We start from the raw sequence: 21,827 nt of genomic DNA on the forward strand, positions 1-21,827 counted from the left end.
GACCGACTTGACGAGGCACGATGAGCATCAGCACCCCGGGTGGCCCTGAGCGCCGCCCGACCGTGGTCAGCACCGGCAAGAAGCCGGCCGCCGGCCGGCCCGCCGCCGGCGCCAAGGCCGGTTCCGGCAAGCCGACGGGCAAGCCGGCGGGCTCCCCCCGGGCAGGTGGCAAGGGCCCTCGTAAGCCGGTCACCCCGGTCAAGGTGAGCCAGGGCCGCGCCTGGGGCCCCATCGCACTCTTCGTCGCGGTGGGCGTCCTCGCCGCCGGCATCATCGGCTACGGCGCCTGGGCGTCGTTCCAGGGCTCCAAGCCGTGGGACAAGCGGGCCAACGCCATCGACGGCATCGCCAACATCCGCAAGTCCGACCCGGACAGCCTGAAGTACGAGTCACACAAGTCGGGCCCGCTGACCTGGAACTACTCGCCGCCCGTGGGTGGGGTGCACAACGCCGCCTGGCAGAACTGCATGGGCGACGTCTACGACGCCCCGATCGCCAACGAGCACGCGGTGCACAGCCTGGAGCACGGCGCCGTGTGGATCACCTACCGGCCCGACCTCCCCAAGGACCAGGTCGACAAGCTCGCCGGCAAGGTGCGCGGCGTCGAGAAGACGCTGATGAGCCCGTACGAGGGCCTGGACAAGCCGATCTCGCTGCAGGCCTGGGGCTACCAGCTCAAGGTCGACAACGCCGACGACTCGCGGATCGACGAGTTCATCAAGGACCTGCGGGTCAACGCCTCCGTCGAGGGCCCGACGGCGCTCTGCAACACGGGAATCACCGCCACCGGCACCACGCCGCGTGAGCTCCAGCAGCAGCCCACTCAGTAAGGACGGCGATGACTGCCCCCGCCACCACCGACAACGAGTACGACGACACCCCGGCCGTCCCGGACGAGGACGGCCGGGCCCCGGCGTCGCGCTACGGCGTGCTGGCGCTCGCCGTCATGGTGGTGGTGGGGTTGCTCCTCGGGTACGCGGGCGGTCTGCTCACCCCACGCCTCACCCGACCCGGTGACGCGTCGGTCGAGGCGGGCTTCGCCCGGGACATGACGTCCCACCACGCGCAGGCTGTGGAGATGAGCCTGATCGCGTACCGGTCGGCCACCCTCCCCGAGGTGCGACAGATCGCCGTCGACATCGCCACCGGGCAGCAGGGCGAGATCGGCGCCATGCAGACCTGGCTGCGCGAATGGGACCTGAGCCCCACCGGGTCACAGCCACCCATGTCGTGGATGTCCGACGGAGCCACGGTCAAGAACGGGCTGATGCCGGGGATGGCCACCCCGCAGCAGATGGCCGCCCTGCGCGACGCCAAGGGCATCGAGGTCGACCGACAGTTCCTGGCCCTGATGTACGCCCACCACCTCGGCGGCATCCACATGATCGACGCGGCCCTCGGCGAAACCGACAACGACGAGGTGCTGCGGGTGGCTCGGACGATGAAGGCCACCCAGCAGACCGAGCTGAACAACCTCCGGCAGCTCCAGGCGCAGGCCAAGGGCTGACCGACCCACGGGCACACCGGGCCCGCGTCACCGCCACACGATGGTGGGACGCGGGCCGCTCCATACGGCCCCACCCATGCCCCCGTGCAGCCATGCCCGGCACCGCCCATGATCGACTCGGGTTTCAGGAAACCGGGGTGTCAAGGCGACCGGGACACCACGACTTCCAGGAACCCGAGTCGATCAAGACGAAGTACGTTGGCTTGCGCCCTGAAAGATGGCATTTGTCCGTTGTGGGGCAATGGCGAGGCACGGGCGATTACGTTGCTTAGAGAGTTTTCTCCGCACATATCGTGACCAGTTGCGATTCGGGCTCGTTGCCCAAGACGTGGGGGTTGCACTCAGAGACGCACGGCGTTCGGTCACCAGTTGGTGCCGACGCCACACCATTGGCGGTGACGGGGCGGTGGCAGCCGTCCGTCGCGGACAGCGGCAGGGCGAGCCGGGAATGCTCAGCCGCGAACAGGAACTCGAACTGATCGACACACTGCGGGGCGTCCACCCCGACGAGTTCGGCTTGGACGAGGAGTTGTGGACGCGGCAGAGCCTCACCACGCTCATCCAACGGCGCTTCGACCTGCCGTTGGACCCTGGCGCGGTCGGGGCGTACCTGCGGGCCTGGGGGTTGGGTCCGCGCGAGCCGCGCGAGCGCGCCTGCGGGCTCTGCGTCAGCGCGGTCGAGCGCTGGGTCCGCAGTGAGTACCCGGCGATCACCCGGGCCGCCCAGGAGCACCTCGCGGAGGTCTACTGGATCGGCCGGGTCCGACTGCGCGGCACCATGCCGGCGGCGGACGTGATCTCCGCGGTCTCGTCCCGTGGTCGGGTGCGCTTCATGATCACCACGCCGACGGTGGACCCGCCGCTCCCCCGTGACTTCGTGCTGCGCCTCAGCGGCGAGGAGCAGCGCACCGTGCACCTGATCGTGGACGGCTCCTGGCCGCGCAACGAGTGGCCACGTCGGCTCCCCCGGCGAATCGTCCTGCACCCGCTGCCCAGTTGCGGGCGGGCGATCGCGGCGGCCTGAGCACCGGGTGGGCCGGTTACCGACACGATCGGCTCACCCGATACCGATTCGGCGTACGGGGGGAGGGTTTGCTAGTCTTCTCCAGTCGCTGAGCCCCCGTAGCTCAGGGGATAGAGCACCGCCCTCCGGAGGCGGGGGCGCAGGTTCGAATCCTGCCGGGGGCACACTTGCTAAGAAACCTTTGACCAGCACAGTAAGGCCCCTGACCAGGGAAAACCCGGTCAGGGGCCTTACTCGTGTGTCCGGCTGTGTCCGGCCGTCAGCGGCCCGTGGCGGGCGTCTGTGCCATATCCGTGCCAAAGTTCGGGCGCGGTCAGTCGTGGCCAAACGCCCGTTCGACGCGCTGCCGGAGAGCAGCCTCACCGCCGTCTAGGCACTTGGCGTAGATCCTGAGCAGCACCTCTACCGACTGCCCGGCCCAGTCGGCAACCTGCGTCGGCGGCACTCCCCCGTTGAGCTGCGTCGACACGGCAGCGTGCCGCAGGTCGTACGGGGTGCGCGCCAGCGGGGAGGCGTAGACCTCGGGCGTGAAAACGGCGGCACGGGCCCACCGCCATACACGGTTGATCGTCCCCTTGGGTAATTCCTCCTTGTTGCGCTCTCCCACGAACAGCCGGCCGTCCGGGCCGTAGCCGAACATCTCAATATGGGCATTGATGATTGCGGTCAGCTCGGGTGGGCATGGAACCGTTCGCGTCTCCCCTCGGGCGCGCCGCCGGACCTCGCCAGCGAGCCTGACCCGCTTGAGGTGCTACGCCGGACCGGCGCGGCAGGGGACCACGGCATCACGCGGGCGGTGGAGGATGCGCTCTGCGCAGCCGAGCGCCGGGCCGTCGAGACTGCCGAGCCAACGCCGTACGGCCGAGAGGTAATCGTGGCTGCGCGGCAAGCTGGGATGCAGGTGGCCGCGGTCAGCAACAACTCGGCCGGCGCGGTGGCTGCCTACCTGGCGGCGCACCGGCTCGCGGGGTACGTCTCGCCCGTGGTCGGCCGGGCGTACGCCGACCCGGACCGCATGAAGCCCAACCCGGAACCAATCCTGCAAGCAGTGCACGCGCTCGGCGAGCCGCTGGGGCGGTGTGTCCTCGTTGGCGACTCACAGTCGGACATCGAGGGGGCGCGAGCCGCCGGAATCGCGGTGGTCGGCTACGCCAACCGCCCGTCCAAGGTGGAGGCGTTCCGGGTGGCCGGCGCCGACGTAGTGATTACCAGTATGGATGCTCTTGCGTCTGCCTTGCTGGATGCCGAGTTGGACGGGATGCGGTAGAAAGTTGGAAGTGGAGCTGCCCGCCGTGCAACCACCGACTCGTCCTGATCTCGGTATCAAGGTCGGCCCCGTTCCCGGGGCCGACAGCACCGTGCCCGCACTCCGGTTGTGGAGTATCCGGCGGTCGATTGCCTTGGTTGTTGTCGCTGCTCTCCTGATCGTTGGAGCCATGGTTGCCGGCGCGCTCTGGTTCGCCGGCTGGCCCAGCGTCAAGAAGGACGCGGCTGTCACGTCATCAACGCTCTTTGAGCTACTTAAGCTTATTTTTGCCGTTGTAGCGGGCATTGGCGGTGTTGCGGCCCTGGTGGTTGCTTACCGTCGCCAGCGAGTAGCGGAGCATGCGAACCTCCTTGCTGAGTTTTCCCATCAGTTGGCGCACGCGGCTGACCTGCGTGCCGAAGTGACCAAGGCCCTCGCTGAGGCGGCCGATGAGAGGGCGATGGTAGAAACCGAACGCAACGGTGTCCGCCTCTTCAATGAGCGCTTCGCTAAAGCGTCGGAGCAGATAGGTGCGGAGAAGACGGCTGTCCGTCTAGCTGGTGTCTATGCAATGGCTGGTCTTGCAGACGATTGGCAAGAAGGAAGGCAAACCTGCATCGATGTTCTTTGCGCCTACCTTCGTATGCCTTATGTGCCGCCGTTGTTGGACAATGGGAAAGATGTTGGCCATGGCAGCAAGGGGCGGGCGAGAAGGCAGGAGGTGCGCGATGCCCTAGAGGAAAGGGAGGTGAGGCGAACAGTTGTCGGCCTGATGAGGGACCACCTAGCCCCTCTTGAGGCATCCTTGGAGCTTCAGCCAGAGGGCGAAGACAATCTATATATTGACGCATCCCTGCTCCGCGGGTCCGAGTTCGCCTCCCGCCGGGCTCCTGGGAGGTTGCAGTCATGGCAGGGGCACTATTTCAACTTAGACGGGGCGGTCTTTGACGGGGCTGATTTCAAGGGAATGATTCAAGTTGACGGGAAGTTCTCGTTCGAGGGCGCGAAGTTTCTGGAAGGAAGAACACCCTTTGCTGGTTCCGTCTTCGGCGGATACGTTTCGTTTGCCGGGGCACAATTCAGTGGCGGAAGAGTTAGTTTCGAGGACGTGAAAATCGATGGACTAGTAAGCTTCCGGAGCGCGGCCTTTGTGGGTAGCGAAGTCAGCTTCTCTCACGCGAAATTCTGTGGCGAGGTTGGGTTCGCCGACGCCGTCGTCAGTGATGGCAGATTATTCTTTGATTCCGCCGTCTTCGACTCTGGTTCTGTTTCGTTTACCGAAACCAAGTTTGAAGGGGGCGCCGTAGTCTTCGATGGGGCGTGGTTCGGGCGCTCAGTGAACGTCACCTTGGATGAAGCGTTGTTCATGGGCGGTGTCGTTTCGATCCGCTGGCCACTGGTCGACCAGGGCGCATGGCTGTACCTACCGCCCCTCGCTGAACTACCCGGGGTAGTTACGGAGGTAACGCTTCCCGAGCAAGCGGCTAGCTGATGGCCCGAGAGGCATCCGACAGACTGCGGCAAGCGCGGCGGGGAGTCGCCTTGAGCGTGAGGCGAGGGGCGGCGCGACCATGAAAGCGGAGACTACTCGACCATCCACCTTGGGGCACACCCACCAACACTTCGTACGCCCGTACGATCTCTCCCCGTGAGGGAATAGGTGGAACGGCAGCTAGTCGGGCGTCGCCTGTGTCGCCACGGCGTCGGCTTCTGATGAAAATTCGCTTTGGTATGCCTTGATCCACCGTCGCACGGCAGACGGACTAGCCCCATGCCGCGCCGCGATTGAGGCGACCTTTTCACCGTCCACTAGGTGAGCCTTGGCAGCATCGTGCTGAATCTGCCACGGCACCCGCTGCATTCGCCAACCTGAACCGGCGGGATAAGTCTCAGCCTTCATTTCACGCACAAGCCATTCCGGCACATCTAAGATAAAGGCGATATCCTTAATCCGCTTAGTGCAATTCGAGCGGAAAAATGCGTCGAAATTCGCGTACTCACTCTTTGTAATGGCGGAATCCATTCGCCTTTGAAGCGCCGCGCCTCGGGCCTCTGAGGAGACACCGCCAAGGTATCTACTCATACTATCGGCGGTGCCACCCCGACCGCGTACCCCACCGCGCCCGAAGTTCCTGTCGTCGTCATCGTAATCAAACCCATCGCCACCTCGATCAACTCGTCGGTAAGCGAATACTGCTAGGCCTGACCACCACACCACGGTAATCCCCACAGCCAACCATTGGCTCGGCGGAGAGGTCGCTACCCATACCATCCCGGCAGTCAAGAGACCAAAGAGCAACCATGCGAATCGAGCACCCACTGCACCCCATACGGACAGTGCCCACGCCAGCGCTCCGAAGCCAATCCAGGTACGTCGAAGTGCTTGAGGGTCAATTGGGAAGTTCTCCGAATTCTCATCGAAGTAGCGCCCGACCGAATCGGTAACAATTTTCGCGGCAGCCGTTGAGGGAACCCTTGCAAGTTTCTCCGATATGTCTGCCGCCATCACTCCAAGGAGGGTCGCTCCACCGAGGATGATCCCTAGCGAAGCAAGTCCTATAATGACCGTCAGCCAGACGGGATTATCACGCAGGAAGTTCCTTGCAAGTATGGTGATTCGATTCGGGTTGTTTGTCATTATCCAAGCCCTGAAGCGTTTCGCACTTATCCGAGGAATTTTCTCGACCGCTCCGTGGCTGCGCTCATGATCTGACTCCCGAGAACATTCTTCGCGATCTTCCTGTTCGTCGTCTATCACGCGGAGAACGTACAGCTAGGGTGCGACATTGACCTCGATCTTCCCGGCTCGGCCGGACGGCACGCACCGTCGAGCGCGTATCTGATCTTCAGGATGAGCCTGCTAGGCCCGTGGAAGCGCGTTCTGCGTGCCACATACGTGCCAAAGTTGGCTGACTGCTCTACCTACCACCGACGTTCACCCAGCTCAGCGACGGGACACCGCCGGGTAGGACACATCCCTCCGGAGGCGGGGGCGCAGGTTCGAATCCTGCCGGGGGCACCAAGAAAGATTTCACCCGACAGTGCCGGGCGCAGGAGCGAGTTTGGCTCCCGCGCCCGTTTTGCGTTTTCGGCGGCCCTTCCGCCGCCGCGACCCTGCCGTCATCCTGCTGCTTCGGCGTAGCGGCGGGCGAGCCCCGCGAAAGCGGCCTTGAGCTCGGCGGGCCCGATCACCTCGATGTCGGCGTCGAACCTGCCGAGCGCGGCTGCGAGGCCGACCCAGGACCAGGAGCCCTGCACGAGCTTGCAACGGTCGGGGCCGAGTTCTTCGACAAGCCCGTCGCGGGTGTACGTGGCAACGACGGCGGCGGGAAGGTCGAGGATGACCTCCCCCACGCAGGGCCACGCCGAGGTGTCGGTGGAACCTCGGAAGCGGCCCGTGACGTACGTGGCCACGTCTCCCATGGGCAGTTGTCGTGGGGTGAAGCGTGGTCCGGTCGGGGTACGCGGGCTGACCCGGTCGCAGCGGAAGGTCCGCCAGTCGTCCCGGTCGAGGTCCCAGGCGACGAGATACCAACGACCCTTCCAGGTGACGAGGTGGTGGGGCTCCACGCGGCGGGGCGGTGCGCCGGTGGCGGGGCTCGTCGAGGCGTAGTCGAAGCGCAGAACCTCGTGGGCGTGGACGGCCGCGCCGATGGCTGTCAGCACTGTGCTGTCGACCGGGGTGTCCGGCCCGGTGGCGGGTTGTCCGACGGCGGTGACCTGGAGGGCGTCGATGCGGTGCCGCAGCCGGCTGGGCATGACCTGCCGCATGGTGTTCAGCGCTCGCGCCGCGCCCTCCTGGATGTCCGCCCCGGAGAGGGCTGCCACCTGGAGTGCGACGGCGATGGCGACGGCCTGCTCGTCGTCGAACAGCAGGGGTGGCAGTTGGGCGCCGGCGTCGAGCCGGTACCCGCCGTCCGGCCCCTTGAAGGCTCTGATCGGGTAGCCGAGCTCGCGCAGCCGGTCGACGTCGCGTCGGACCGTTCGCAGGCTCACGTCCAGCCTCTCGGCCAGGAGGCCGCCCGGCCAGTCACGCCGGGCCTGGAGGAGCGAGAGCAGCGACAGCAGTCTCGCGGAGGTCGTGGCCATGCATCCGAGTCTGCCCCGGATAGCGGCCACAACCTGACCGCTACCCCTGCCATCGTCGGCGTTGCACCCGGGCACCAGCACGGGCCATGTCACACGAGGAGCAGCAATGAGCATCAACACCGTCGCGCACATCAACCTTCGGGGCAACGCGCGGGCCGCCCTCGATTTCTACCGGGCCGTCTTCGGCGGGGACCTCGTCGCGGTGACCTACGCCGACGCCCGGAACGTGCAGAACCCGGACGAGGCCGACCAGGTCATGTGGGGTCAGGTCACGTCCGCCGAGGGCTTCCAGATCATGGCGTACGACGTGCCGTCGGCGCGGCCGTGGAGCCAGGGCGATAGCCCGTTCTTCGTCTCGGTCCGGGGCAGCGACGCCGACGAGATCACCGGCTACTGGAAGAAGCTGAGCGAGGGCTCGACCGTCCTGGTCGACCTCGCGCCCGCCGGCTGGGCTCCCCTCTACGGCATGCTCACCGACCCGTTCGGAGTCACCTGGGTGCTCGACGTCGCCGTCGAATACGACGCCGCCTGACCAGAAGGAGCAGCCCACCGCCGATCCCGAGGGATCGGCGGTGGGCTTCGGTGCCGCTCAGTGCGCCTCGGCCGGCACCAACCTCAGGTGCGCCTCGGGTGTCGTACCCGCGTCCGGGCCTCCGGCGTCCGAGCGGCGCTCGCGGCGTTTGAGCCACCGGTCGATCACGAGGTTTCCGACGAGCCCGACAGCGCCCCAGATGGCGATGACCAACAGGTTCTGTCCGACGCCGACGCCGTCGAAGTACCGCAGCGATCGGGCGATGTCGACCGCCGCGGGCAGCGGCAGCACGTCCTGGAGAGGTCGGAACACCTCGGGGACCAGGTACACCGACATGCCACCGCCGGAGGCGGGTACGCCGGCCATCATGAGCACCACCATCATCGGGATGATTCCCGCCAGGCCGACGGTGCGGGTGAGCACTCCGGTGGCCAGGGAGACCGAGAATATGGTCAGGGTGCCGTAGGCGATCGTCTCCAGGGCGTTGCCGCTGATCGCGCCGATGAGGACGTCGAAGAGGAACCACAGCCAGACGGACATGCCGATCGCCCAGCCGCCCAGCAGCGGCAGGAACTGGCGCAGGCGGCGTACGTGCGGCGCGCCGCCGCGCAGGACGGCCAGGAACAGGAAGCCGGCCATGATCCAGGACATGCCGACGTACATGCTGTTGCTGCCGCCGGTGTCGGTCTCGCTCAGGGGTTGCACGTCGGTGAGCGTGAGCGGGAGGCCCTGGGCCGCGGTGATCGGCTGGAAGATCGCGCGGATCGCGGACTGCTGGCTGGCGTTCGCGGCGGACGCCGAGTAGAGCGTCGCCGGGGTGTCCGGCGCCGACGGCAGGACGAAGGCGGCGACCACGTCGCGGGAGCGGATCTGCTCGGTGGCCTCATCCACGGTGCCGGCGACGGTGACGTCGAGGATGCCGTCGAGCTGTGCGTTGAGACCGGCAGCGGTCTGCTGAGCCTGCCCCGGGGCGGCGGCGACCACGACGACCGGGATGTCGTGCGGTTGCGGTTTGTGCATGGAGAACCCCATGGCGCCCACGACGACCACGAGGATGGCCAGCGGGAAGCCGGCCGCGGCCACGTACCGGAATCGCTTGGAGCGCGGCGGCCCGCCGGCCAGAGCGGGGGCCTTCGAGTCGGGGTCGGTGATCGGGGGGACGCCGGGGATCATCTTCCCGCTCGCGCTGCGCTCCTTGAGCAGGCAGAGCGCGAGGGCGGCCACGATCCACACGGCCAGGACGATCAGGTGGGTGCCCAGACCGTTGCCGTCGAAGTACAGGACCGAGCGCAGTGCCTCACCGGCCGCCGGGAGCGGCAGCACGCCATGCAGGAACTGGAAGAACCCGGGCATGTTGTGCACGGACAGGGCCAGGTTCGACGCGGGCATGCCGAACACGACCCAGAGCAGCATGCCGGGCAGCACCGCGAGGGGCCCGACCACCTTGGAGAGCAGCAGCTGGGCCAGGCCGACGGCCGCGGTGGCGAGCATGCCGACGCCGAGGAAGGTGAGGTAGTGGCCCTCGACAGCACCCACGATGGGCCCGAGGATGAGCCAGATGATCGAGCTGGTGAACGCGGACCAACCGGCCAGCACGGGCAGGAACCGTCGCAGCCGCAGCAGGTGGGGGACGCCCATCACCATGATGCTCAGTGGCACGTATCCGGCCAGCATCATGCCCATCGCGGCGAACAGGACCGCGATGCCGGCCGAGTCACCGGCGGGTAGCGGTGCGACGTCCTCGGTGGTGGTCTGCCAGCTGTTCTGGAGGGCCACCGGCGCGAGCAACTGCTGGACGGTGGCGTTCTGTGAGGCTCCGGCCGCCGAGGCGGTGAGGATGGTGGCGTTGGCGCCGCCCGCGGTGGGCAGGACGAGCGCGCCGGTGGCTTCCTGGTCGTGCAGCAGGTCGACCGCGTCGTCGCGGGTGGCCACCAGGGTGGCCTCGGTGCTGTCAGCGGCGTTGAGCCCGTCGACGACGGCCTGCGCCGTGGCGCCGCTGCCGACGACCGCGACCGGCATGTCCCGGGGGTGCGGTGAGTGCATGGTCGACATGTAGGTCGCGAACATCATGGTGACCATGAGGAACGGCATCACGAACAGTGCGACCATTCGGATGATCTGTTCCTTGCGGTCCGCGCCGGGCGGGCGGCCGTCCACGACGTCGGCAGCCTCGATCACGGCTTCGGTATCCATGCACGCTCCAGCTCATGTTTGTACGCCAGTTGACTTACAAACTGTAGGCGGCGGATGCCGGGACCGGGAATCCGGCTAGGTTGACCTGAGTCACATCCGGGCGAGAAACACGAGGGGGCCGTCATGAGGCGCTCCGAGGCGGCCCGCACCGCGCTGCTGGACGCGGCGGAGCGGCTGTTCGCCGAGGCGGGAGTCGCCGAGGTCTCCGACCGCAGGGTGGCCGAGGCGGCTGGCAACACCAACCACTCGGCGGTGCGCTACTACTTCGGCGGGCGCGAGGGCCTGCTGAAGGCACTCATGGCCCGCCACGTGCACGACGTGACGGAACAACGCGCCGGGATGCCCCCACCCGAGGACTCCGTCCTCGGCGACATCCGCGGTCTCGTGGAGCCGAGCATGCGCGCCCTCGACCAGCTACCGCGCCCGAGCTGGCGGGCCCGGTTCCTGGAACACATGCTGCACAACCCCGCCACCCAGCCGATCGTGCGGGAAGCCCAGGACACCACGCCACAGGCACTGGAGCTGCGCGAGTCACTGGCCGCGCGGCTACGGCACCTCGACCCGGAGGTGGTCGCCGGCCGGGCGCTCCTGATCACCCGAATCGTCAGCACCACGACGGCCGAGGTCGAGGCACGCGCCGAACGCGACGGCGAAGACCCGCGATGGCCCGAGGTCGGCGACTTCCTCGTCGACGCCATCACCGGAATGCTCAGCGCCCCCATCAGCCGGCCACGCCGAGCCGACAGCTGATCGCCGGCTCACCTGCTGACGTACGCCGCCAGGTGCTCGCCGGTGAGGGTGGAGCGACCAGCCACGAGGTCGGTCGGGGTGCCCTCGAAGACGATCCGGCCTCCGTCGTGACCGGCGCCGGGACCGAGGTCGATGATCCAGTCGGCGTGCGCCATGACCGCCTGGTGGTGCTCGATGACGATCACCGACTTGCCGGAGTCGACGAGGCGGTCGAGCAGGCCGAGCAACTGCTCGACGTCGGCCAGGTGCAGGCCGGTGGTCGGCTCGTCGAGGACGTAGACGCCGCCCTTCTCGGCCATGTGGGTGGCCAGCTTGAGCCGCTGCCGCTCGCCGCCGGACAGGGTCGTGAGCGGCTGCCCCAGGCTGAGGTAGCCGAGCCCGACCTCGGCGAGCCGGTCGAGGATGGCGTGCGCGGCGGGCGTACGCGCCTCGCCGGCGCCGAAGAACTTCTCGGCCTCGGTCACCGACATCGCCAGCACCTCGCTGATGTCACGACCGCCGAAACGGTATTCCAGCACCGACGCCTGGAACCGCTTGCCCTCGCAGTCCTCGCAGGGAGCGGCGACGCCGGCCATCATCCCCAGGTCCGTGTAGATGACACCGGCACCGTTGCAACTCGGGCAGGCACCCTCGGAGTTGGCGCTGAACAGCGCCGGCTTCACACCGTTGGCCTTCGCGAACGCCTTACGGATCGGGTCCAACAGCCCGGTGTACGTGGCCGGGTTGCTCCGCCGTGAGCCCCGGATCGCGCCCTGGTCGATCGACACCACGCCCGCTCCGGCGGGAATCGACGCGTGCACCAGGGAGCTCTTGCCGGAGCCGGCGACGCCGGTGACGACGACGAGCACGCCGAGCGGCACGTCGACGTCGACGTCGCGCAGGTTGTTGGCCGACGCGCCACGGATCTCCAGCTTGCCGGTGGGCGTGCGGACCGTCTCCTTGAGCGTCGCCCGGTCGTCCAGGTGGCGACCGGTGATGGTGCCGCTGGCGCGCAGACCCTCCAGGGTGCCCTCGTAGCAGACGGTCCCGCCGTCCGTGCCTGCGCCGGGACCGAGATCGACGACGTGGTCGGCGATGGCGATGGCCTCCGGCTTGTGCTCCACGACCAGCACGGTGTTGCCCTTGTCGCGCAGTTGGAGCAGCAGCTCGTTCATCCGCTGGATGTCGTGCGGGTGCAGCCCGATCGTCGGCTCGTCGAAGACGTAGGTGACGTCGGTGAGCGAGGAGCCCAGGTGGCGGATCATCTTGGTGCGCTGCGCCTCGCCACCGGAGAGGGTGCCCGACGGCCGGTCGAGGGACAGGTAACCCAGGCCGATCTCCTCGAACGAGTCGAGGAGGTGTTGCAGCCCCGCCAGCAACGGCGTCACCGACGGCTCCTTGATCCCGCGCACCCAGGCGGCCAGGTCACTGATCTGCATCGCGCAGGCGTCGGCGATGTTCTTTCCCTTGATCTTCGACGACAGGGCCTCCTTGCTGAGCCGGGTGCCGGCGCAGTCGGGACAGGTCGTGAAGGTCACCGCCCGCTCCACGAAGGCGCGGATGTGCGGCTGCAACGCGTCGATGTCCTTGGAGAGGAAGGACTTCTGGATCGACGGGATCAGGCCCGCGTACGTCAGGTTGATGCCGTCGATTTTGATCTTGGTCGGCTCCCGGTGGAGCAGGTCGTGCTGCTCCCGCTTGGTGAATTTGCCGATCGGCTTGTCCGGGTCGAAGTAGCCGCAGCCACGGAAGATCCGGCCGTACCAGCCCTCCATGCTGTAACCCGGGATCGTGATCGCGCCCTCGTTGAGCGAGAGGCTGTCGTCGTACAGCGCCGACAGGTCGATGTCGGTGACCGCGCCCATGCCCTCGCACCGCGGACACATGCCGCCGAGACGGGTGAAGGTCGCCTTCTCGGTCTTCGTCCTGCCAGCGCCACGGTCGACGGTGATCGCACCGGTTGCCTTCACCGAGGGGACATTGAAGGAGTATGCGTTGGGCGAGCCGATCTGCGGTTGCCCGAGCCGACTGAACAGGATGCGCAGCATCGCGTTGGCGTCGGTGGCGGTGCCGACGGTGGACCGGGAGTTGGCGCCCATCCGCTCCTGGTCCACGATGATCGCCGTGGTCAGGCCGTCCAGCAGGTCGACCTCGGGCCGCGCCAACGTCGGCATGAAACCCTGCACGAACGCGCTGTACGTCTCGTTGATCATCCGCTGCGACTCGGCGGCGATGGTGCCGAACACCAGCGAACTCTTGCCGGAGCCGGAGACACCCGTGAACACCGTCAGCCGCCGCTTGGGGATCTCGACGCTGACGTCCCTGAGGTTGTTGACGCGCGCGCCCTGCACCCGGATCAGGTCGTGGCTGTCGGCAACGTGCGGCGCGGACGGCTGGGTGGCCGTGCTCATCGTGTCTCCATCTGTCGGGCGGAACGACTCAGCGCACTTCCTGGATGCGGATCATATTGCCGGCGGGGTCCCGGAAGGCGCAGTCGCGTACGCCGTACGGCTGCTCGGTCGGCTCCTGGACGACCTCGGCGTCGCTGGCCTCCAGCTTCGCGAACGTGGCGTCCAGATCGGTGGTGGCGAGGTTGACACCGAAGTAGCTGCCCTTGGCCATCAGCTCAAGGATGGTCTGCCGCTCGGCGTCGGTGATGCCCGGATTGGCGGTCGGAGGGTGCAGGACGATGGCTGTGCTGGGCTGGCCGACCGGCCCGACCGTGATCCAGCGCATCCCCTCGTAACCGACGTCGAGGCGGACCTCGAAGCCGAGGATGTCCCGGTAGAAGGCCAGGGAGGCGTCCGGATCGGTGTGCGGAAGGAAGCTCGAGTGAATGGTGATGTCCATGGCCGTCACGCTAGTTGCGGCTCCGCGACCCGCGCTTCTCGATTCCTGATCGGTCTGGTCACCTGCTTCGCCACGCACGACGGCATCCCCGCCGTCGCCTGCGCCGCCTGACGGCGGTAGACGCTGGGCGGCACGCCGACCAGCTCGGTGAAACGGGTGCTGAAGGTGCCCAGCGACGAACAGCCCACCGCGAAACAGACATCGGTGACGCTCAGGTCGCCACGACGCAGCAGCGCCATGGCCCGCTCGATCCGTCGTGTCATGAGGTAGCTGTAGGGGGACTCGCCATAGGCGAGCCGGAACTCGCGGCTGAGGTGCCCCGCCGACATGTGCGCGCCACGGGCGAGCGCCTCGACGTCCAGCGGAGACGCATACTCCCGGTCGATCCGGTCGCGGACCCGGCGCAGCCGCGCCAGGTCGCCCAGTCGCTGGGTCGCGTCGGGTTTGCTGCTCACCTGGAAAATCGTGCCACAACCCACCGACATTCAGCCGGTCGCCGGGCGCGAGCGAGGGCCGGCGAGCCTGGTCAGCCGGCCTCGCGGCGGGCACGGGCCCGGCGCTTCCCCTCGTGCATGGCCTGCACCCGGGCCACCGGGATGGTCCGCCCCTCGGCGACGAGGTCGGCGGGGAGCGGCTGCGGGGCCGGCATCAGCGCGGCCCAGGGATCGCCGTCGGCGACCAGCGACGGCACCGTCCGGATGGTGAAGTCGGCGGGGGTCACCTCGGTCAGGTCGGCCCAGTCGACAGGGAAGGAGACCGGCATCCCGGGGCGCAGTCGAGGGCTGTACGCGGCGGCCACGGTGGCCCCGCCCGCGCGGGTGGCGTCCACGAAGACCCGGCCACCCCGGTCCTCCTTGATGTACGCCGTGGTCGCCAGCGCCGGGTCGAGCCGCTCGGCGCGGACGGCGAGCGCCCGGGTGGCGGCGGCCAACTCCTCCGCCGTGGGTTCGTCGGCCACCGGGACGAACACGTGCACGCCCTTGGCCCCGCTGGTCTTGACGGCGCCGGCGAGGCCGGAGTCGGCGAGCGCCTGGCGGACCAGCAGGGCGGCGGCGACCGCCGCGCGGAACCCGTCGCCCTCCGGCGGGTCCAGGTCGAGCACCAGGTGGGTCGGGCGGTGCGGGTCCGCCGCGGTGGCCAGCGTCGGGTGGTACTCCACCGCCCGCTGGTTGGCGAACCAGAGCAGGGTACGGCGGTCGTCGCAGAGGGCGTACGAGATCTCCCGGTGCGACGCCTCCGCCCAGACCGGCACCCGGCGGACCCAGTCCGGCGTGTAGCGGGGAAGGTTCTTCTGCATGAACGGTGGCTGGCCAGGGCGGACCTTGATCACCGACAGCGGACGGCCCCGCAGTTGCGCGAGGATCGGGTCGTGGACCGCGTCGAGGTAGTCGACCAGGTCGCGCTTTGTCGCGTCGTCGCGGTCGGACAACGGCTGGTCCAGGTTGGTCAGGGCCACGCCGTCCCGGGTCTCGTCAGCCTCGCTCACCCGACCACCCTCCCGGCCTGAGTGCCGTCGGTCAACCGGACGTGCCGATCGGTTCCGGGAACACGTCGAGGAGGTAGGCGCCGTCGGTGGGCAGCCAGCAAGAAATGCCTTGCTCTGCCATTTCGATTTGTGATCATGTGCCCGATGAAATTCTTTCCCGCTACTGCTGACTCCACCGCCCTGGACCGTGCCGCCGCGTACCCGGCCGACGGTCCGATCACCGCCCTGACCGCTGAGAAGATCCGCGAGGAGCTCGGTGCCAACCAGTTCCGCCCGGAATGGGTCTGGCTTGCCGAGGACGAGAACGGGTACATCCTTGCCCGTGCACTCTGGTGGGGTCGTGCCGACAGCGAGCGCCCCATAGCGCTCGATTGCCTCCAGGTCCGTTCCACCGTTGCCGATCCGGTCGCCGTCGCCACCAGGCTCCTTGACGCCGCGCATGCCGCCTTCGGCGCGCGGCCGCTGTACAACCTCTCCCTCCCAACGGACTGGAGCAGCCGACCGGAACTGAGCGAGGCAGTGGCCTGGCGTCGCGAGGCGGGCCTGCGCACAGGGCTGAGCCGGGAGATTCAGCGCCTGCGCTACGAGTGGACTCCGGCGGCGGGACTGCCCGGGGCCGGCGGTCGGCTGACGTTCCGCGAGGGCAGCGACGAGGAGTTCCTGGAGGCCTTCGTGCGGGTGTCGGGCGACAGCCTCGACGAGGCCACCCGTGACGAGCTGCGCAGAAAGAGCGCCAGGCAGCTGGCCGAGGAGGACATGAAGTTCTACCTCGACTGCCCGGGTGAGCGCTCCTGGTGGAGGCTTGCGGAGCTGCCCGACGGCACTCTCGCCGGCCTGGCCGTCCCGTCAGCGACCCCGTACAACCGCAACGTCGGGTATCTCGGTGTCGTACCCGAGCAGCGCGGCAAGGGACTGATCGACGAGATCCTCGCCGAGATCACCCGCTTCCACGCAACCGAACGCGCCGAGCGCATCACCGCGACCACGGACACTACGAACATCCCGATGGCCGCCGCCTTCGACCGCGCCAACTACGAGGTGACGGAGATCCGTATGGTTCTGGAGGCTTCGGGGGCCGCATGACGTGCCGACGGGAACGGCGTTCCACCACCACGAGCCGCAATTCGTCATTAGCCCCGTCAGCGGCAGGACAAGGGATGACGCCGCCGGTGTCGTCCCCCTGCCTGGGTCGTCCCAGGCGGCAGCCGAGGCGTTGCTGGACGTGTTCAACTCGCGGCGGCGCCGTCGGTCAACCGGACGCGGCGCTCGGGTACGGATCGGTTTCGGCGCCCACCGTGGCCGGCCCCGACGGGTCAGTGTCCGGCCCGGGGTGGACTGGGCGTCGGGGCAGTGCCGTCACGGCGACAAGTGACGCGGTGACCACCAGGGCGGCGGCCACGGCGAACGCGGTCCGGTAGCCGCCGGCGAGCGCTGCCGTCTCGGCCCAGCCGGAAGCCCGCAGAGCGTCGCTGCGAGCGGCGGCCAGGGTGGCCAGCACGGCCAGGCCGACCGCGCCGCCGACCTGCTGGGTGGTGTTGGCGAGGCCGGAGGCGAGCCCGGCGTCCGTGTCGGTCGCGCCGGCCATCGCGAGGGTGGTGACCGCCGGCAGCGTCAGGCCGCCGGCCACCCCGAAGACGAGCATGGCGGGGAGTACGCCCACGGCGTAACCACCGTCAGCGGGCAGCCGGGCGAGCAGCAGGAACCCGACGGTCGCCAGGCCCAGCCCGGCCAGGAGCACGCTCCGGGCACCCCAACGGGCGATCAGCCGACCGGCGAAGCCGAGCGACACCACCGCGATCACCACCGGGGTGGGCAGGAACGCCCAGCCGGTGGCCGACGCGTCCAGCCCGAGCACCAGTTGCAGCTCCACGGCGAGCAGGAACTGGAAGCCGAAGTACGCGGCGACCATGAGGAACTGCACGGTGTTCGCCGCGACCAGGCCCGGTACGCGCAGCACCCGGGCCGGCAGCAGCGGGACGGCGGCCACCCGCTGACGTACGGCGAACCCGCCGAGCAGCAGCACCGCGAGCACCGCCGTACCGAGGGTGCGTGGGCTGGTCCAGCGGTGCTCGGCGGTGCCCACGATGCCCAGCACGGCGACCATGAGGCCTGCGGTGGCGAGCAGCGCGCCGGGCACGTCCAGGCCGGACCGCAGGCCGATGCCCCGTTCGGCGGGGAGCCGGCGGACGGCGGCGAGCAGGATGACCGCCCCGATCGGCAGGTTGACCAGGAAGATCGACCGCCAGCCGGCAGCCTCGGTGAGCACCCCACCGGCGACCGTGCCGATCGACGCGCCGGCCGCTCCGGTGAAGCTGAACACGGCGATCGCACGCGCCCGCTCGGCCGCCTCGGGGTAGAGCCGGACGATCATGCCGAGACTGACCGCCATGGCGAGCGCGCCGCCGACGCCCTGCCCGAAGCGCGCGGCGACCAGCAGCGCCGGCCCGGTGGCGACCGCGCAGGCCAGCGAGGCCACTGTGAACAGTGTGATGCCGGCCAGGAAGACCCGCCGTCGGCCGAGCAGGTCGCCGAGACGGCCGGCGAGCAGCAGCAGCCCGCCGAACGCGACCAGGTAGGCGTTGACCACCCACGCCAGGCCGGCGGCGGTGAAGCCCAGGTCGCGTTGTACGGCGGGCAGTGCCACAGCGACCACGCTGCCGTCCAGGATGATCATCAGGCTGCCGGCGCAGAGCACCAGCAGCGCTGGCCAGCGGGACGCGACGACACGGTCCATGGAACCCCTCCTTGGTGCACGGTTTGTTACCGAGGTCATCGTCTGTGACCATGAGCCGGAGCGGAAGGAGGCACTGTTGTGTCCCAGAGGAACAGCGATGTGTCCGCGCAGGTGAAGGCCGAGTTGACCTGCGCGGCCGAGAACGTGCCGTTCACCCCGGGTCAGGCCCGGGCCTGCACCGTCCGCGAGGTGCTCGACCGGGTCGGCGGCAAATGGAGCATCAGCATCCTGGTGTCCGCCTCACACGGCCCGGTGCGCTTCACCGAGCTGGAGCGGAACGTCGAGGGGATCAGTCGGCGGATGCTCACGCTGACGCTGCGCAACCTGGAACGGGACGGCCTGCTGCACCGCACGGTCTACCCGACCGTCCCGCCCAAGGTCGAGTACACGGCGACCCCGATGGCCTTGGAGCTCTACGAGTCGCTGGTGGCACTCACGAGCTGGGCCGAGCGGCACCGCCGGGCCATCGCCGAGGCGCGGACCAGGTACGACGCCGAGCACGCCGGCTAAACCGCGCACCGGTGTGGGGAACGCCACCACGCCAATCTGACCGATCGGTCAGGGTCTGACCGATCGGTCAGGCATGCTGGTCTGCGGAGGTGGACCAGTGATGGCCAGAGCAGTGTCCGAGACGCACGGCGAGATCCTCGCCGCGGCGGCGCGGCAGTTCGCGGTGACCGGTTACCGGGGCACCTCGCTCCAGGACATCGCCCGCGAGGTCGGCTGTTCCAAGGCGACCGTGCTCTACCACTTCGCCAGCAAGGAAGCCCTGCTCGCCGAGCTGATGGCCCCGGCGATCGCGGTGCTGCGAGACCTCGACGACCAGCTCACCGGGCTGACCGGAGCGGTCGCCCAGCAGGCCGCCGCCGTCGGCTTCGTCGACCTCGCGGTCCGGTTCCGGGGTGAGATCGCGCTGCTCCGCGGCGAGTTCGCAGAACTGCTCTGCCAGCCGGCCTTCGCACATATCCAGCAGATCTCGGAACGCCTTCGGGACGCGTTGGCCGGCCACTCGGACCGGCCGGTAGCCCGGGTGACGGCACTGGTGCTGCTGGCCGGCATCCCCGAGGCGTGCGCCGAGTTCGTCGACATTCCCGACGACGACCTGCGCTCCGCCCTGCTCACCCTCGTCCGGCGGGCCGTCGAACCCGTCGACGCAGCCCTGCCCCAACAACCCACGACCGAGGACAAGGACTCCTGATGGCCACCCTGCTCTACCGGCTCGGCCGGGGCGCGTTGCGCCGGCGACGGCTAGTCGTCGCGCTCTGGCTCGTCGTACTCGTCGTCGCCGGCCTGGCCGCGGCGACCCTGCGCGGCCCGACGGCGAGCAACTTCACCATGCCCGGCACCGAGAGCCAGCGCGCGCTCGACCTGCTCAGCGAGCAGTTCCCCGCAGCCAGCGGCGCCACCGGCACCATCGCGGTCAAAGCGCCGGCCGACGGTCAACTGGCCACCCCCGAGGGTCAGGCCGTGGTGCAGGAGCTGGTCCAGGAGGCCTCGACACTGCCCGGCGTGGTCGGCGCGGTCAACCCGTTCCAGGTCGGCGCGGTCTCGCCCAACGGCCGGTACGCGCTGGTCCAGGTCCAGTTCGCCACCGGCGGCGACGAGGTGACCGACGAGCAGCGCACCGCGTACGAGGAGGTCGGCGCCGCCGTCGAGGCGAAGGGTTGGCAGGTCGCCCCGGGCGGCGAGGTGCTGGGTGGTGAGCCGGAGATCGGCTCCACCGAGGCGCTCGGCGTACTGGTCGCCGCGATCGTCCTGATCATCACGTTCGGTTCACTGGTCGCCGCTGGAATGACCATGCTCAACGCGCTGATCGGCGTCGGCGTCGGCATGGCCGGTCTGTTCGCGCTGAGCGGCGTCATCGAGTTGACCAGCACCGCGCCGATCCTGGCGCTGATGCTCGGCCTCGCCGTCGGTATCGACTACTCGTTGTTCATCACCTCCCGGCACCGACAGAACCTGCTCGAAGGCCTGTCACCGGAGGAGGCGGTCGGCCGCGCGGTGGGCACCGCCGGTTCCGCCGTGGTCTTCGCGGGTGCCACGGTGGTCATCGCCCTCGCCGGCCTGGCCGTGGTGAACATTCCGTTCCTTACCGTGATGGGTCTCGCCGCCGCCGGCACTGTCACCATCGCCGTGCTCGTGGCGATCACCCTCCAGCCCGCACTGCTCGGCTTCGCCGGCAACCGGGTGCTGCCGCGCCGCCTGCGTTCCACGGTCGACGCCGCCGCGCCTGGTGAGCCGGTGGGCGAAGAGACGGTGCCGGCCGAGGACCGCTCCGGGTTCGGCTTCCGCTGGGCGCGGTTCGTCATCCGCTTCCGGGTGCCGGTCATCCTGGTCTCGCTGCTCGGCCTGGGCCTGCTCGCGCTGCCCACGCCGGACATGCGGCTGGCCCTGCCGGACGCCAGCACGGCGACGGTGGGCTCACCGGCCCGGGTGGCGAGCGACCTGACCACCGAGGGCTTCGGTCCGGGCTTCACCGGCCGACTCGCGGTGGTCGTGGCGGGCGACGACGCGCAGGCGACCGCGGCCGCAGTGCCGCAGGTGACCGCGATGATCCAGCGCACCGAGAACGTCCTCGCGGTGGCACCGCCGCAGCTGAGCCCGGACGGGCGGACCGCGCTGCTCGGGGTGGTGCCGAAGACCGGCCCGACCGACGAGGCCACCGAGACCCTGGTGCACAACGTCCGCGACGCGGTCGGCGGGGTCCAGGGCGTCGAGGTGCTGCTCACCGGCGCCACCGCGGTCGGGATCGACGTCTCGGAGAAGCTCTCCGACGCGCTGCCGATCTACCTGCTGCTGGTCGTCGGGCTCTCGGTGCTGCTGCTGATGCTGGTGTTCCGCTCACTGCTGGTGCCGCTCAAGGCGGCGCTGGGCTTCCTGCTCACCGTGGCCGCCACGTTCGGCATCACGGTGGCGATCTTCCAGCAGGGCCACCTCGCCAACCTGGTCGGCCTGGACACCCCGGCCCCGCTGGTCAGCTTCCTGCCCATCCTGCTGATCGGCATCCTGTTCGGGCTGGCCATGGACTACGAGGTGTTCCTGGTCTCCCGGATGCGGGAGGACTTCGTGCACGGCGACACCGCGCGTGAGGCCACGATCAGCGGAATGGGCCATGGTGCCCGGGTGGTCACCGCCGCCGCGCTGATCATGATGTCCGTCTTCGGCGGCTTCGTTTTCCTCGAAGACCCGATCATCAAGTCGATGGGCTTCGCGCTCGCCATCGGCGTGGCCATCGACGCGTTCGTGGTCCGGATGACCATCGTGCCGGCGGTGATGTCCCTGCTCGGCGACCGTGCCTGGTGGCTCCCCCGCTGGCTCAACCGCGCCCTGCCCAACGTGGACATCGAGGGCGAGGGCCTGCGCGAGCACCTGGAGGACCGGACCCCCACTCGGGTCTGAGCCCCACCTGGTCGATCATGGAGTTGTGGTGTCCGCCG

The 21,827-nt window shown here is 68.8% G+C and carries 20 protein-coding genes and 1 tRNA gene; 12 read left to right on the top strand and 9 right to left on the bottom strand.

What is annotated here, in order from left to right; translation table 11 throughout:
• Nucleotides 1-20: 20 nt before the first annotated feature.
• From KBX34_RS14040 to KBX34_RS14055, 4 genes are all read left to right on the top strand, one after another.
• Nucleotides 21-830: a DUF3105 domain-containing protein gene (locus KBX34_RS14040; RefSeq protein ID WP_141910951.1), complete on the top strand. Its 810-nt coding sequence runs from the start codon at nt 21-23 to the stop codon at nt 828-830.
• A gap of 8 nt (nt 831-838) precedes the next feature.
• Nucleotides 839-1,507, top strand: coding sequence for a DUF305 domain-containing protein (locus tag KBX34_RS14045; RefSeq protein WP_210795228.1), 669 nt, complete (start codon nt 839-841; stop codon nt 1,505-1,507).
• Nucleotides 1,508-1,835: 328 nt separating this feature from the next.
• Nucleotides 1,836-2,531 carry a winged helix-turn-helix domain-containing protein gene (locus tag KBX34_RS14050; RefSeq protein ID WP_088949940.1) on the top strand — a complete coding sequence of 232 codons (696 nt, stop codon included), beginning with the start codon at nt 1,836-1,838 and terminating at the stop codon, nt 2,529-2,531.
• 92 nt (nt 2,532-2,623) lie between these two features.
• Nucleotides 2,624-2,695: transfer RNA gene (locus KBX34_RS14055), tRNA-Arg, on the top strand.
• Between the two features lie 149 nt (nt 2,696-2,844).
• Here the strand turns inward: KBX34_RS14055 and KBX34_RS14060 are convergent.
• The gene (locus KBX34_RS14060; protein ID WP_247671801.1) at nt 2,845-3,171 is read right to left on the bottom strand and encodes a hypothetical protein; all 327 of its coding nucleotides are present in this window, start codon (nt 3,169-3,171) and stop codon (nt 2,845-2,847) included.
• Nucleotides 3,172-3,177: 6 nt separating this feature from the next.
• On the opposite strand from KBX34_RS14060, the gene KBX34_RS14065 reads away from it, so the two are divergent.
• Together KBX34_RS14065 and KBX34_RS14070 are read left to right on the top strand one after the other, a co-directional pair.
• Nucleotides 3,178-3,798 (top strand): HAD family hydrolase, encoded by a 621-nt coding sequence (locus KBX34_RS14065; RefSeq protein ID WP_210925306.1) that lies wholly within the window; start codon nt 3,178-3,180, stop codon nt 3,796-3,798.
• Nucleotides 3,799-3,808: 10 nt separating this feature from the next.
• Entirely contained in the window at nt 3,809-5,269 is a 1,461-nt protein-coding gene (locus tag KBX34_RS14070; protein WP_210925308.1) for a pentapeptide repeat-containing protein, read from the top strand.
• Nucleotides 5,270-5,449: 180 nt separating this feature from the next.
• Here the strand turns inward: KBX34_RS14070 and KBX34_RS14075 are convergent, their stop codons facing one another.
• Nucleotides 5,450-6,535, bottom strand: a complete 1,086-nt coding sequence (locus KBX34_RS14075) for a helix-turn-helix domain-containing protein (protein WP_210925310.1) — start codon at nt 6,533-6,535, stop codon at nt 5,450-5,452.
• A 362-nt stretch (nt 6,536-6,897) separates the two neighbouring features.
• Entirely contained in the window at nt 6,898-7,866 is a 969-nt protein-coding gene (locus KBX34_RS14080) for a YafY family protein (RefSeq protein WP_210925312.1), read from the bottom strand.
• 106 nt (nt 7,867-7,972) lie between these two features.
• Here KBX34_RS14080 and KBX34_RS14085 point away from each other — a divergent pair, with 106 nt between their 5' ends.
• Nucleotides 7,973-8,398 carry a VOC family protein gene (locus tag KBX34_RS14085; protein ID WP_210925314.1) on the top strand — a complete coding sequence of 142 codons (426 nt, stop codon included), beginning with the start codon at nt 7,973-7,975 and terminating at the stop codon, nt 8,396-8,398.
• Between the two features lie 57 nt (nt 8,399-8,455).
• Here the strand turns inward: KBX34_RS14085 and KBX34_RS14090 are convergent, their stop codons facing one another.
• The gene (locus tag KBX34_RS14090) at nt 8,456-10,591 is read right to left on the bottom strand and encodes an ABC transporter permease (RefSeq protein WP_210925317.1); all 2,136 of its coding nucleotides are present in this window, start codon (nt 10,589-10,591) and stop codon (nt 8,456-8,458) included.
• A 123-nt stretch (nt 10,592-10,714) separates the two neighbouring features.
• Here KBX34_RS14090 and KBX34_RS14095 point away from each other — a divergent pair, with 123 nt between their 5' ends.
• The gene (locus KBX34_RS14095; protein WP_210925319.1) at nt 10,715-11,341 is read left to right on the top strand and encodes a TetR/AcrR family transcriptional regulator; all 627 of its coding nucleotides are present in this window, start codon (nt 10,715-10,717) and stop codon (nt 11,339-11,341) included.
• Nucleotides 11,342-11,349: 8 nt separating this feature from the next.
• Here KBX34_RS14095 and KBX34_RS14100 read toward each other — a convergent pair whose 3' ends face one another.
• From KBX34_RS14100 to KBX34_RS14115, 4 genes are all read right to left on the bottom strand, one after another.
• On the bottom strand, nt 11,350-13,731 hold the full coding sequence (locus KBX34_RS14100; protein WP_210925321.1) for an excinuclease ABC subunit UvrA: 2,382 nt from the start codon (nt 13,729-13,731) through the stop codon (nt 11,350-11,352).
• A 28-nt stretch (nt 13,732-13,759) separates the two neighbouring features.
• Nucleotides 13,760-14,170 carry a VOC family protein gene (locus KBX34_RS14105; protein WP_088951985.1) on the bottom strand — a complete coding sequence of 137 codons (411 nt, stop codon included), beginning with the start codon at nt 14,168-14,170 and terminating at the stop codon, nt 13,760-13,762.
• 5 nt (nt 14,171-14,175) lie between these two features.
• Nucleotides 14,176-14,625, bottom strand: coding sequence for a helix-turn-helix transcriptional regulator (locus tag KBX34_RS14110; protein ID WP_307871394.1), 450 nt, complete (start codon nt 14,623-14,625; stop codon nt 14,176-14,178).
• Between the two features lie 71 nt (nt 14,626-14,696).
• Nucleotides 14,697-15,656, bottom strand: a complete 960-nt coding sequence (locus KBX34_RS14115) for a DNA polymerase domain-containing protein (protein WP_210925323.1) — start codon at nt 15,654-15,656, stop codon at nt 14,697-14,699.
• A gap of 144 nt (nt 15,657-15,800) precedes the next feature.
• On the opposite strand from KBX34_RS14115, the gene KBX34_RS14120 reads away from it, so the two are divergent.
• The gene (locus tag KBX34_RS14120; protein ID WP_247668386.1) at nt 15,801-16,739 is read left to right on the top strand and encodes a GNAT family N-acetyltransferase; all 939 of its coding nucleotides are present in this window, start codon (nt 15,801-15,803) and stop codon (nt 16,737-16,739) included.
• 166 nt (nt 16,740-16,905) lie between these two features.
• On the opposite strand, the gene KBX34_RS14125 is transcribed toward KBX34_RS14120, so the two are convergent.
• Complete coding sequence (locus KBX34_RS14125; RefSeq protein ID WP_210925324.1) at nt 16,906-18,390, bottom strand: MFS transporter; 1,485 nt, start codon at nt 18,388-18,390, stop codon at nt 16,906-16,908.
• Nucleotides 18,391-18,513: 123 nt separating this feature from the next.
• On the opposite strand from KBX34_RS14125, the gene KBX34_RS14130 reads away from it, so the two are divergent.
• The 3 genes from KBX34_RS14130 (at nt 18,514) to KBX34_RS14140 (ending at nt 21,789) form a co-directional block, all read left to right on the top strand.
• Nucleotides 18,514-18,900, top strand: a complete 387-nt coding sequence (locus KBX34_RS14130; protein WP_088951986.1) for a helix-turn-helix domain-containing protein — start codon at nt 18,514-18,516, stop codon at nt 18,898-18,900.
• 100 nt (nt 18,901-19,000) lie between these two features.
• Nucleotides 19,001-19,588, top strand: a complete 588-nt coding sequence (locus KBX34_RS14135; RefSeq protein WP_088949949.1) for a TetR/AcrR family transcriptional regulator — start codon at nt 19,001-19,003, stop codon at nt 19,586-19,588.
• On the top strand, nt 19,588-21,789 hold the full coding sequence (locus tag KBX34_RS14140; protein ID WP_210925325.1) for an MMPL family transporter: 2,202 nt from the start codon (nt 19,588-19,590) through the stop codon (nt 21,787-21,789). The genes KBX34_RS14135 and KBX34_RS14140 overlap by 1 nt, the downstream gene beginning before the upstream one ends.
• Nucleotides 21,790-21,827 lie beyond the last annotated feature (38 nt).

Origin of the sequence: Micromonospora sp. M61 (assembly GCF_018070245.1) — a bacterium.
Classification (GTDB): domain Bacteria; phylum Actinomycetota; class Actinomycetes; order Mycobacteriales; family Micromonosporaceae; genus Micromonospora; species Micromonospora zamorensis.

What these genes read in the sequence shown, in the direction of transcription:
- KBX34_RS14040 (WP_141910951.1), top strand. Translation starts at nt 21, where the DNA reads ATGAGCATCAGCACCCCGGGTGGCCCTGAGCGCCGCCCGACCGTGGTC.
- KBX34_RS14125 (WP_210925324.1), bottom strand. Translation starts at nt 18,390, where the DNA reads ATGGACCGTGTCGTCGCGTCCCGCTGGCCAGCGCTGCTGGTGCTCTGC.
- KBX34_RS14065 (WP_210925306.1), top strand. Translation starts at nt 3,178, where the DNA reads ATGGGCATTGATGATTGCGGTCAGCTCGGGTGGGCATGGAACCGTTCG.
- KBX34_RS14140 (WP_210925325.1), top strand. Translation starts at nt 19,588, where the DNA reads ATGGCCACCCTGCTCTACCGGCTCGGCCGGGGCGCGTTGCGCCGGCGA.
- KBX34_RS14095 (WP_210925319.1), top strand. Translation starts at nt 10,715, where the DNA reads ATGAGGCGCTCCGAGGCGGCCCGCACCGCGCTGCTGGACGCGGCGGAG.
- KBX34_RS14045 (WP_210795228.1), top strand. Translation starts at nt 839, where the DNA reads ATGACTGCCCCCGCCACCACCGACAACGAGTACGACGACACCCCGGCC.
- KBX34_RS14090 (WP_210925317.1), bottom strand. Translation starts at nt 10,591, where the DNA reads ATGGATACCGAAGCCGTGATCGAGGCTGCCGACGTCGTGGACGGCCGC.
- KBX34_RS14060 (WP_247671801.1), bottom strand. Translation starts at nt 3,171, where the DNA reads ATGTTCGGCTACGGCCCGGACGGCCGGCTGTTCGTGGGAGAGCGCAAC.
- KBX34_RS14085 (WP_210925314.1), top strand. Translation starts at nt 7,973, where the DNA reads ATGAGCATCAACACCGTCGCGCACATCAACCTTCGGGGCAACGCGCGG.
- KBX34_RS14100 (WP_210925321.1), bottom strand. Translation starts at nt 13,731, where the DNA reads ATGAGCACGGCCACCCAGCCGTCCGCGCCGCACGTTGCCGACAGCCAC.
- KBX34_RS14105 (WP_088951985.1), bottom strand. Translation starts at nt 14,170, where the DNA reads ATGGACATCACCATTCACTCGAGCTTCCTTCCGCACACCGATCCGGAC.
- KBX34_RS14120 (WP_247668386.1), top strand. Translation starts at nt 15,801, where the DNA reads ATGAAATTCTTTCCCGCTACTGCTGACTCCACCGCCCTGGACCGTGCC.
- KBX34_RS14135 (WP_088949949.1), top strand. Translation starts at nt 19,001, where the DNA reads ATGGCCAGAGCAGTGTCCGAGACGCACGGCGAGATCCTCGCCGCGGCG.
- KBX34_RS14080 (WP_210925312.1), bottom strand. Translation starts at nt 7,866, where the DNA reads ATGGCCACGACCTCCGCGAGACTGCTGTCGCTGCTCTCGCTCCTCCAG.